The organism is Sphingomonas sp. CCH9-F2 (assembly GCF_001556735.1).
Lineage (GTDB): Bacteria > Pseudomonadota > Alphaproteobacteria > Sphingomonadales > Sphingomonadaceae > Sphingomonas > Sphingomonas ginsenosidimutans.
Map to the genome: position 1 here is coordinate 1 of NZ_LSJO01000156.1, position 10,027 is coordinate 10,027.

At 63.7% G+C, this 10,027-nt stretch carries 10 protein-coding genes; all 10 read left to right on the top strand.

Going from position 1 to position 10,027, the window contains the following annotated elements; all coding sequences use genetic code 11:
• Positions 1 to 81 precede the first annotated feature (81 nt).
• A complete protein-coding gene (locus AX685_RS04520) occupies positions 82 to 1,785 on the top strand; it encodes a conjugal transfer protein TraN (protein WP_231738554.1) in 1,704 nt (567 codons plus the stop codon).
• Positions 1,782 to 2,189: a hypothetical protein gene (locus tag AX685_RS04525; RefSeq protein ID WP_007406345.1), complete on the top strand. Its 408-nt coding sequence runs from the start codon at positions 1,782 to 1,784 to the stop codon at positions 2,187 to 2,189. Before AX685_RS04520 ends, AX685_RS04525 begins: the two co-directional genes overlap by 4 nt.
• A gap of 1 nt (position 2,190) precedes the next feature.
• Positions 2,191 to 3,099 carry a conjugal transfer protein TraF gene (traF, locus tag AX685_RS04530; RefSeq protein WP_066282994.1) on the top strand — a complete coding sequence of 303 codons (909 nt, stop codon included), beginning with the start codon at positions 2,191 to 2,193 and terminating at the stop codon, positions 3,097 to 3,099.
• The gene (locus AX685_RS04535) at positions 3,099 to 4,541 is read left to right on the top strand and encodes a conjugal transfer protein TraH (RefSeq protein WP_007406347.1); all 1,443 of its coding nucleotides are present in this window, start codon (positions 3,099 to 3,101) and stop codon (positions 4,539 to 4,541) included. Before traF ends, AX685_RS04535 begins: the two co-directional genes overlap by 1 nt.
• Positions 4,542 to 4,565: 24 nt before the next feature.
• Positions 4,566 to 7,814, top strand: coding sequence for a conjugal transfer protein TraG N-terminal domain-containing protein (locus AX685_RS04540; protein ID WP_007406358.1), 3,249 nt, complete (start codon positions 4,566 to 4,568; stop codon positions 7,812 to 7,814).
• A 348-nt stretch (positions 7,815 to 8,162) separates the two neighbouring features.
• On the top strand, positions 8,163 to 8,519 hold the full coding sequence (locus AX685_RS04545; RefSeq protein ID WP_007406320.1) for a hypothetical protein: 357 nt from the start codon (positions 8,163 to 8,165) through the stop codon (positions 8,517 to 8,519).
• 27 nt (positions 8,520 to 8,546) lie between these two features.
• On the top strand, positions 8,547 to 9,212 hold the full coding sequence (locus AX685_RS04550; protein WP_269450459.1) for an SOS response-associated peptidase: 666 nt from the start codon (positions 8,547 to 8,549) through the stop codon (positions 9,210 to 9,212).
• 44 nt (positions 9,213 to 9,256) lie between these two features.
• Positions 9,257 to 9,538 carry an HU family DNA-binding protein gene (locus tag AX685_RS04555; RefSeq protein WP_010409234.1) on the top strand — a complete coding sequence of 94 codons (282 nt, stop codon included), beginning with the start codon at positions 9,257 to 9,259 and terminating at the stop codon, positions 9,536 to 9,538.
• Positions 9,539 to 9,585: 47 nt separating this feature from the next.
• Positions 9,586 to 9,738: a hypothetical protein gene (locus tag AX685_RS21405; protein WP_007406311.1), complete on the top strand. Its 153-nt coding sequence runs from the start codon at positions 9,586 to 9,588 to the stop codon at positions 9,736 to 9,738.
• Entirely contained in the window at positions 9,713 to 9,907 is a 195-nt protein-coding gene (locus AX685_RS04560; protein WP_007406362.1) for a hypothetical protein, read from the top strand. The genes AX685_RS21405 and AX685_RS04560 overlap by 26 nt, the downstream gene beginning before the upstream one ends.
• Positions 9,908 to 10,027: the final 120 nt, after the last annotated feature.

Here is a 10,027-nt window from a genome sequence, read left to right on the forward strand (position 1 = left end):
CCCGAAGCCTGACGCGCCGAGGCGAAGGCCCTCGCGACGCCGGCGCGTCAGGCTTCGGGCGGCATCATCTCCTCGACCGATTTGCCCTCCACCATCCCGGGCTTCAGCAGCGGCCCGCAGCCCGGCGAAGCCTATGCCGACGATCCCGATGCGCTGATCGCCGCGGGCGGGTCGGCTGCAGGCGCGAACGAGGCGTGGCAGCTCGTCACCGATCCGGGCCGCAAAGTCGTGACTGTGCCTGCCGGCGATCTCACGCGCGCGCAGGACGTCGAGAAGGACCCGAACAGCTATCTCGCCGGTCAGTCGGTGGGCGGCACGGAAAGCAGCTGCAAGCCGCTGCCACCCAATGGCACCACCGATTATTACGAGGCGACCTGCAACAAAGGCGCGAAGCTCGAGGAAACCCCGGCGACCTGCACGGGCAGGATGGACCCGGTAATCGTCGATACATTGCGGTACTTCTACTACGGCGTGCGCGACCAGAACGAGGGCAACGGGTTCGCCCGCAACAGCGTGATGCAGGCCAAGGTCAGTGCCGGCATTTGCCGGGTCGAGGCGGGGACGCCGCATATCTGCGATGCGCAGATCGAATTGGGGGCGGGCGGCGGCAACGTCGAAGACTATCGTCGCTGGTGCAAGAGCCTGTCCTCAATGCGCACCACCGCGCAGCTTTATTCGTGCTCGGCCGAAATCCCCCAGGCGGAGATCCCGGCGCACCAGAATTACGCGACCGGCACAGTGTATCTCAGGAAGGAAGGTACGCGCGAGATCACGCTAAAGCGCAACGAGGGAAGCTGTCCGGCGCTGGTGGCCGACACCGCCTGCACCGCGACGGGACCGGAGGTCTGCACCGAGGGGCCTGAGACGCGGATCATTGACGGTGTGTCGGTCACGGCATCGTGCTGGGCGTGGTCGCGCCCGTTCACCTGCCAGCGCATCACCCAGGCGTCCGATTGCAGCGATCTGGAGAACGGCGGAAAATGCACGTTCCTGCGTGACGAGTGCCTCGACGATCCGCAGGTTGGTGCGTGCCAGGTAACCACGAAGGTCTACAAATGTCCGGTTCCGTCGCCTCCGACGAACGATCCAAAGCAATATATCTGTGGTGACGACGTCTACTGCATCGACGGTGAGTGTGAGCCGGTCGAGCGCGAGGCATCGACCGAGTTCAAGGACGCCGTGGTCGGGCTGCACGCGCTGGGCCAGGCCAATGCCGAATTCGACCCTGATACGCTGACGCTGTTTTCGGGCAAGCGGCAGACCTGCCACAAGCCGGTGTTCGGGCTGGTCAACTGCTGCGCTGGCAAGGCGTCGGGCCTCATCACCACGGCTGCCGGCGCGGCCGCGATCGCGGGCGGGCCGGTGGCGATCGCCGCGCTCGCGACGCCATTCCTCACCATGTTTATGTGCTCGAACGACGAGAAGCTTCTCGACGTGCAGGACCGCATGGGGATGTGCCACAAGCTGGGCGACTATTGCTCGGACAAGGTGCTGGGCATCTGCACATCGAAATCGACGGCCTATTGCTGCTTCGAAAGCAAGCTGTCGCGCATCCTGCAGGAACAGGGACGCCCGCAGATCAACAAGCCGTGGGGCAGCGCCAAGAAGGAAACCTGCAAGGGGTTCACGCTCGACGAATTCTCGCGGCTCGACCTGTCGGTGATGGATTTCACCGAGGTCTATGCCGAGTTCGTCGACGCCGCGAAGCTGCCCGACGAGATCGAAACCTCGCGCCAGATCCAGGAGCGGATCAAGGCCTATTACGACGCGAAGAAGAGCAAATGACCGGCGTGACGCAACTGTCGGACCATCGTCCCTTTCCCGACCTGTCGGTCGCGGAATTTGCGGTCCTGATCGCGCTCCTGCGCGCCGGACCGCACCCGGCCGGGTTCCTTATCCCGACGCTCGACAGCTGGTTCGATACGAAGCTGTGCGTGGCCGATCTCGAACCGACGATCGCGCGGCTGATCCGCGCCAACCTCATCCTGCGCCGGGGCGAGACGCTCTACCCGCGCCGGCACGCCCGCAACCTCATCATCGGGGTGTACGGCAACCTGTTCCGCATCCTCGCAGACGACATGGCGCAGCTCGTGTCGCTTCAGGAGCCGTCGCTCCTCGGGACGCTCAAATCCTACCTCACCCGCCGCGAACAGGAAGATCGCGAAAAGCAGAAACAGAAGGACGACTGACATGCGCAAGGCCCTGACCCTCGCTCTCATCCTCTCGGTCGCGTCGCCCGTGCTGACGCCGGCGACGGCGCAGGACCTGACGCCGCTGCCGGATTCGGTGTCCTCCACGCGCGATGCCGGTGACGACGGCCGCGATGGCGGCCAGGACAGCTATGGCAGCGCGGACGATCTGGGATCGGCCGACCGCGTCGCGGCGCAGACCGGGGACGACTTCTACTGCCGCGAGCGGCGGCTCGGCACCTGGTTCTATTGCGACAAGCCGAAGGCCAGGCCCGCCGAGCAGCGATCGGCGCAGCCCGCGCGGTCCTCGGCCGAGCAGCTTGCGGCGATCTCGAAGCAGCTGGAGGAGCTGAAGGCGCGGGCGATCCTCGAGCCGACGCCCGAGAACATCAGCCATTATATCGCTTTCCAGCGCGAGCAGCTTGATCGTGCCTCCTCTTTCGCGGACATGTGGCAGCGTACGATCTGGCAGAACCCGGACCTCGACTACACGCTCCAGCGCCCGGTCAACCAGCTGGGCAAGCGGACCTGGCTCGATAGCCGTAATGCGGATCGAGAGCGCGTGCTGTCGCGGATCTCGCAGCGGTACGGCGTGTTCTATTTCTACTCGTCGGCCTGTGCTGCGTGCGAAACCTTCGGGCCGATCATGCGCAGTGTGTCGGATCGCTTCGGCCTGACCGTCATGGCAATCTCGCTCGATGGCGGGCCGACCCGCGCCTTCCCGAACTATACGGTCGACACCGGCCAGTACAAGGCGATGGGCATGCGCGGCCAGCAGGTGCCCGCGCTTGTGCTGTTCGACACTGTCACCAAGCAGCCCATGCCGATCGGCTACGGCGTGATGGCGGCCGACGAAGTGATGAACCGCATCTTCACACTGACCAGCGTCAAGCCCGGGAGTGACTTCTGATGGTCCGCTCGATCGTCCGCTTCTGCGCCGCGGTTCTCGCGCAGGCCAGCATGATCCTCGCGATTGGAGGTCTCGTCGCTACGCCGGCGATGGCCGACGTCCAGGGCGAGATGAACAGCTATTTCAACAAGTCGGGCGCGGCCGCGAACGTGACCGGCCCGACCGCTTTCCAGGGTCAGTCGGCGGGCTATTATTCGGGTGGTTCGCTGTGGAGCCGCTTTCCGCAGAAGTCGATCAACCCGGTCAGCGTCGCGCTTCCCAGCGCGCGTGGCGGCTGTGGCGGCATCGACCTGTTCGCGGGGTCGTTCTCGTTCATCAACGCCGATGAGATCGTGGCGATGCTGAAGGCGACCGCCAACAACGCGATCGGCTTCGCGTTCCAGCTCGCGATCGACAGCATCTCCGCGCAGATCGGCGGGGTGATGAAGGACATGAGCCAGCGCGTGCAGCAGCTGAACGCGTTCAACATGTCCTCTTGCGAGGCGGCGCAGCAGGCGATCGGCTCGCTGTGGCCGGCGATGGACGGGGCGTCCTCGACGATCTGTCAGCAGGTCGGCGGGGCGAAGGGCTTCTTCTCCGACGCGGCCGCGGCGCGTCACGGCTGCACCAACAAGGGCGAGCGGGAGTCGACGATCGCCAAGGCCGGTGACGATGCCGAGCTGGTCCAGTCGAAGAACTACACCTGGTATGCGCTGAACGCCAAGAGCGCGACCAAGCCGTCCCGCGAATATGCCGAGTTCCTCATGACGATGGTCGGTACGATCATCTACGATGCGACCAAGGCCAAGGACAGCATGGGCGCGTTCCAGTTCATCGCGCCGGCCAGCTGGGACACCTATCAGGCGCTGCTCGACGGCACCGCCTCGGCGCCGACTGACGTGTGGCAGTGCGACACCACTGACGACAAGGGGTGTCTGAAGCCCACGCCTACCAAGCTGAGCATCTCGACCAACGAGGCGCTGCGTACGCGCGTCCTCAAGGCGATGGACAGCATGTCGGGCAAGATCCGGTCAAATGCCGCGCTGTCGGGCGATGAGATCGCGCTGTTGGGCATGACCTCGATCCCGCTCTACAAGATCCTTGTCGTCAACGAGGCGGCGCACATGGGCCTGTCGGGCGGCGATCGCGCGACGCTCGCCGAGATGGTCGCGATCGACATGCTGATGTCGATGCTCGACCGGATGCTGGACACGATCTCGCAGGCGCAGGCGGGCGCGAAGTTCGTCTCGACCGACGAATTCAAGGCGTGGCGCGCCCAGGTCGACAGCGTGAAGACCGAGCTGTCGCGGCGCAGCGAGAAGATGGCCGGGCAGATCTCCAATACCTACCGGGTGATCCAATACACCCAGTTCATGGAATCCACCCTCAAGAACACCATGAGCCCGCAGCTGTCGGCATCGCTCCGGTTCGGACGCGGGCTCAGCGCTCAGGGCTTGCGGTAACGCGGCGGCAAGGGAGCGACGGCGATGCTCGAAGTCTTCACGATCGGCGGGGGCGAATATATCGTCAACGTCTTCAACGCGGTCGCGGCATGGACCGGGGGCGGGGGCTATCGCTCGATGCTCCAGGTTGTGATGGTGATGGGCTTCATCTACTCGCTGTTCGTCGTCGCCTTCTCGCTCGACTGGCGGGCGTGGTTCAACTGGTTCCTGCAGTCGACGCTCATCTACATGATGCTGATGGTCCCGACCGTCACGGTGAAGGTGACCGACCGGATCAACCCCGCGCTCGCGCCGGCGGTGGTGGACAATGTGCCGCTGGGTCTGGGAGTGATGGCCTCCTTCACCAGCCAGGTCGGCGACTGGATGACGCGCTCGGCCGAGACCGTGTTCGTGATGCCGAACGCGCTCGCGCTGACCAACAACGGCATGATCTACGGCGCGCGGTTGATGGACAAGGCGCGCACGTTCCAGATTACCGACAGCGTGTTCCGCGCGAACCTCGACGAGCACCTGAAGCAGTGCACTTTCTATGATGTGCTGCTCGGCTTCAAGGCGATGGACGATCTCACCAAGACGAACAATCTGTGGCAATCGATCGGACCTGGGTCGCCGGCGCGCAGCCAGCGGTGGATTACCTCGACCGGTCCGGGCACCACCGAAAACTCGATCATCCCGTGCAACGAAGCCTATTCGCGGATGGATGGTCAGTGGCAGGCTGCCTACGACAAGGATCTGCTGCCGTTCGCGAAGAGTGCATATCCCGGGATCGCCGATACGGTCGCGGCCCAGCGCATCCGCGATGACCTGCCGATCGTGGCGGCGCAGATGCACGGGTCGCCGACCGACGCCTATTCCTACCTGAAGCAGATCTCGATGATCGACGCGTTCCTGGCCGCGCGCGAGAGTTTCTCGGATGCCGGTTGGGATGCCTATGCGTCGCAGCGCGCGGACGCACAGGCCAAGAACACCTACACCTCGATCGCGACGCAGGCGATGACCTGGGTGCCGCTCCTCGGCATCGTCCTGACGGTCGTGTTCTACGCGATGTTCCCGGTGCTGTTTCCGCTGTTCCTGTTCCCCAGGACGGGCCTGCAGACGCTCAAGGGCTATGCGACCGGGTTCTTCTACCTCGCGTCGTGGGGGCCGCTCTACGTGATCCTGCACATGTTCGTGATGAGCAGGGCGGCGAGCCTCTATCATGCAGCATCGCCGACCGGGCCGACGCTGCTGGTCTCCGACGGAATGGCGAGCGTCAATGAATCGATCTCGACGCTCGCCGGCTTCCTGATGATGAGCGTGCCGTTCATCGCGGGCGGCATGGCGCGCGGGGCGATGGCGATCGCGGGGCATGCGACCTCGATGCTGCAACCGGCGCACAGCGCGGCCGAGCAGGCGGCGACCGAGCGCACCACCGGCAACTATTCGTATGGCAACACCTCGTTCCAGAACCTCACGTCGGGCATGACCCAGGCGAACAAGTTCGACGATCAGCCCAAGTTCAATTCGGGCTATTCGGTCGGCACGTTCACCAACGCCGACGGTGGCGTGACCTACGGTTTCGCGGACGGGACCAATGCGTTCGACACGCGCCAGGGCATCTCGAACCTCGCGTTCACGCCGACGCGCACCGCAGGGTTCGACAGCAGCATGAGCCGCGCGCTCTCGGACGGGCAGACGCACACTCAGTCGCTTCGTAGCGCCGCCTCGCAGTCGTGGAACGCGACGGCGACGACGGCGACGGATCTGCTGTCGGCCGCTGAGCATCGTCGGGGAAGTTCGACCGAGACGGGGTCTGGGTTCAATAACAGTGTCGCTCGAATGACTGATCTATCGAGGAGTCTTTCGCACGGCCTTACGAGCCGCTTTGGTTTTAGTGAGGCCGATAGCCAGCAAGTGGCGCGGATATCGCAAACCACAGGCGACGGTCATGCAGGAATCGATTATCTGATCAAAAAGTGGGGACTGTCTGGCAAGGCTGGTCTGGGACTGAAGCTTTCGTCCATGTCAGCTGAAAATACTGGCAGAACAGTTTCTAGCGACCAAGCGTTGGGCGAATTGCAAGAGTATCTTACCAAAGAAACGAATACGACGCAGGCTCGTTCAGCTCGCGATGAATTCATGCGCGAAACCAGCACGAGCGGAGATAGCGAGGTTCGGTCGCTGTCGCAGAAGCTGGGCGTAAGCGTCGGGGAATCGCGGTCGGCGTCGTTGGAAGCAACTCGAGCCGAAGAGACGTTCCAGCGCGTCAGCAATGATGTCAGGGAGGCCTCGGCGCGGGGTTGGTCGCTCAACCGGAACGAGAGCCAGGAGTTTGTAGTGTACGCTCAGGAGCGGTTGCTAGGCGACGATACGCTGTCGCAGTTCGGGTGGACGCCGGGGATGGTGATGCCCCGCACCCCGCAACAGGAACAGGTGCGCGATATCCTGCTTGGTGAGTTCATGGAGCGCCGCGTTGCATCGGTCCGCGACGAATTGGGTGTAAGCGTGCCTGAGCGCCTGTCCGGGCAGCTGCATGGCCCTGCATCGGCGACACCGGGTGCAGTACAACAATGGGGTAATGAGCGCGCCGCCGGCGTCAGGGCGCAAGGGCCGGATGTATCGATCCGCGAGAGTTCGCGCGATCTCGATCTGGCCGGCAATGTCGCTGACGCGATTCCGAACGCATCAGCGCGCATCACGCGCGGCGCGTTCGAGGTCGGCAACGGCGTCGACGACGCGAGAGGGACGGCGGGTCAGCTCGGTGACCATGTCCGGGAGCGCAACGACGCGTGGATCACGACGACACTTCCCGGTGTCGAGGGCGCGCGCAACTGGGTCCGTGACAACCTCGGTATAGGCGCTGGCACCAGCCATGTATACGAAGTCCCCCGCGGTGAGCGGGCAATGTTGCCGATCTCTGGGCGGCTGAGTTCAGGAATGGGTGGTCGGATTGACCCGGTCACCGGCGAGCCGGGACGGCATCACCGTGGCGTGGATATTGCAGCACCAGCAGGGACAGAAATCCGTGCGCCAGCCTCGGGTCAGGTCATACGAAACGACTTCCAGGCCAACGGCGCCGGCAATTATGTAGTCCTGCAGCATGGCGACGGCTCACAGAGCAAATACTTCCACATGCAGGATCGGTCGGCTTTTCAGGTTGGAAGTACCGTCCAGGCTGGGGCGGTGATCGGGCGTGTTGGCAGCACCGGAAAATCGACCGGGTCGCATCTTCACTACGAACTGTGGAAAGATGGCGCTCCGGTCGACCCGCGTAGATTTCAGCTTAGGAACTGAAAGGTGAGAGAAAAAATCCGCAGATAATAAGCGCCGCGATCAAGAACAAAGGCCACGCAGGACCGTCAGCATTGGGGAAAGATATATCGTCGCTGTCAGTGCTGGTAGAACCCTCGGTGATTAGCTCCCGCCCACGGTGCGTCATTGGATCGAGTAAATTATCAGGGTTGAAGTATAGCGAATGGTTGGCAGTGCTGCCCCAGTCCATCTGGCCAGTTTCGTGGTTCAACATGGCCGCTCCTTCCTCAATCCGTGGCTGACCGTGATGGTCAGAATTAGGCTTGCAAAGTCTAGCATATCGGATTGAGTTTGGCGAGGATTTTCACCCGTACTGACGGAGTGGGCACGGTGGAGCAGGACGGCGAAAACCCGCGCACGATCGAACGCTACGAGGCGCTGCTGCGCGAGCATCTGCTGTTCTACGATGCGCTGCGTTTGCGCGAGCGTCGGCCGAGGAGCGCGGCGCAGCGCCAGTTCCAGGACGTGGCGTGGGGGAAGGCCGCGCCGGTCACCGATCACGAGCTCGCCTATGTCTGGCACTTGAAGGCGCGTAGGATCGCGCCGTTCAACATTCCGGTGCCGGCACCGCATATCGACGACGTGATGGCCGGATTCGACGTCGGCGCGCGGCCGGTGAGTGGCGACGTTGGCACGAAATGGGATAATGCCTGGCGCGAGTATCGCGGTGGCCGGGAGTTCTTCTAGCCTGGGCACGATGAAGGAGCCGGACCGATCTGCAACCGATATCGGCTGAGCGCCAAACAGGCCGCGGTGATGCGGGCGGTCGGTTTCGAGCCGCCTTATCCCGAGGACGAGACCTACCCGGTGCCGCGCGAGATCTTCCCGACGGGCAAGAAGACAGCGCGCTACGGACTGGTCGTCAGGCGGGCAGGGGAGGGTAACCGCCCGCTTGAGCCGATCGCGATGGAATGGGGCTTCCCGACCAAGGTAGCGAGCAAGCGCGACCCGGCGGTCAAGCTGGACAAGTTCGTCACCAATGCGCGGTATCTCTCATCGTCGATGTGGAAGCCGTCGATCGCCAATCCCGATCGGCGCTGCCTGGTCCCGTTCACGCACTTCGCCGAGCCGCATCCCGAGGGCGGGAAGGGCGACGATGGCAAACCCCGCCAGATGTGGTTTTCGCTGCCCGACCAGCCCATCGCCTTCTTCGCCGGTCTGTGGCGGCCGACCGAGCGCGGCGATGCCTATGCCTTCTGCACCACCTCTCCCAACGCCACCGTCGATCCCTGGCATCCCAAGGCAATGCCGGCGATCCTTCACCCTCGCGATTTCACGGCATGGCTCGACGGCAGCTATGAAGACGCCCTGAAGCTCGTCCGCCCCTATGAGGGCGAGATGAGCGCGCAGGAGGCAACTCCCGATGGCGGCGCGACGTGAACCGGGCTAAGGCCGGTCCAATCATTCACCACCGGGACGTGTTCATGACGACGACATCCGATCTGGCCGAACAGCTCTCCAATACCCATGGCCTCGCAAAGGCGGACGCCAGGAAGGTCATCGATGCGATCCTTGCGAACATCACCGCGGCTGTCGCGACCGGCGAGGAAGTCAGCCTCAACGGGTTCGGCAAGTTCAAGCTGAAGGACACCCCAGAGCGCCAGGGGCGCAACCCGTCGACGGGCGAGGCGATCACGATCGCGGCGTCACGCAAGCTGACGTTCGCGCCGGCGAAGGCGGTCCGCGATCGGATGAACGGCAAGTGATAAACGGGCCAGGGTTTTAGAACGCTGGCCTAAACTGAGGGGACTTCATGGCCGATACCGCAGCCGACTACCGCGCGAGGGCAGCGGCCGATCTTGCCGAGGCGCAGCAGCTCGTTCTCCCCCATGCTCGGGACCGTATGCTGCATTCGGCCGATCGCTGGTCGAAGATGGCTGATGCGGCCGATCGCCGTGTCCGGTAAGGAAAGCACGACGGTCGCGCTCGACGTGGCTAACTGGTCAGCGGTCCAGGCAATGGTCGAGCGTCTCGACGACAGGGCTGTGATAGCGATCTACGAGCTGGCCGAAGGCGCTGGTCCGGTCGCGGACCTCGCGGCCGCACAGATGGAAAAACGCAACCTCGACTATTGAGCCAAGTTAAGAGTTCGGCCGCTGGTTAAGCCGCTGTTGCCGACCCGGCACAAGCCACGTTCCTGTTGTTCCTGCCAGTTAGAAAAGACACAATCCGCGCCAGATAGAGATGGCACACGT

Excerpts from the sequence above, each read along its gene's own strand:
- AX685_RS04560 (WP_007406362.1), top strand. The coding sequence starts at position 9,713 with ATGCGGCCGATCGCCGTGTCCGGTAAGGAAAGCACGACGGTCGCGCTC.
- AX685_RS04525 (WP_007406345.1), top strand. The coding sequence starts at position 1,782 with ATGACCGGCGTGACGCAACTGTCGGACCATCGTCCCTTTCCCGACCTG.
- AX685_RS04535 (WP_007406347.1), top strand. The coding sequence starts at position 3,099 with ATGGTCCGCTCGATCGTCCGCTTCTGCGCCGCGGTTCTCGCGCAGGCC.
- AX685_RS04555 (WP_010409234.1), top strand. The coding sequence starts at position 9,257 with ATGACGACGACATCCGATCTGGCCGAACAGCTCTCCAATACCCATGGC.
- AX685_RS21405 (WP_007406311.1), top strand. The coding sequence starts at position 9,586 with ATGGCCGATACCGCAGCCGACTACCGCGCGAGGGCAGCGGCCGATCTT.
- traF (WP_066282994.1), top strand. The coding sequence starts at position 2,191 with ATGCGCAAGGCCCTGACCCTCGCTCTCATCCTCTCGGTCGCGTCGCCC.
- AX685_RS04540 (WP_007406358.1), top strand. The coding sequence starts at position 4,566 with ATGCTCGAAGTCTTCACGATCGGCGGGGGCGAATATATCGTCAACGTC.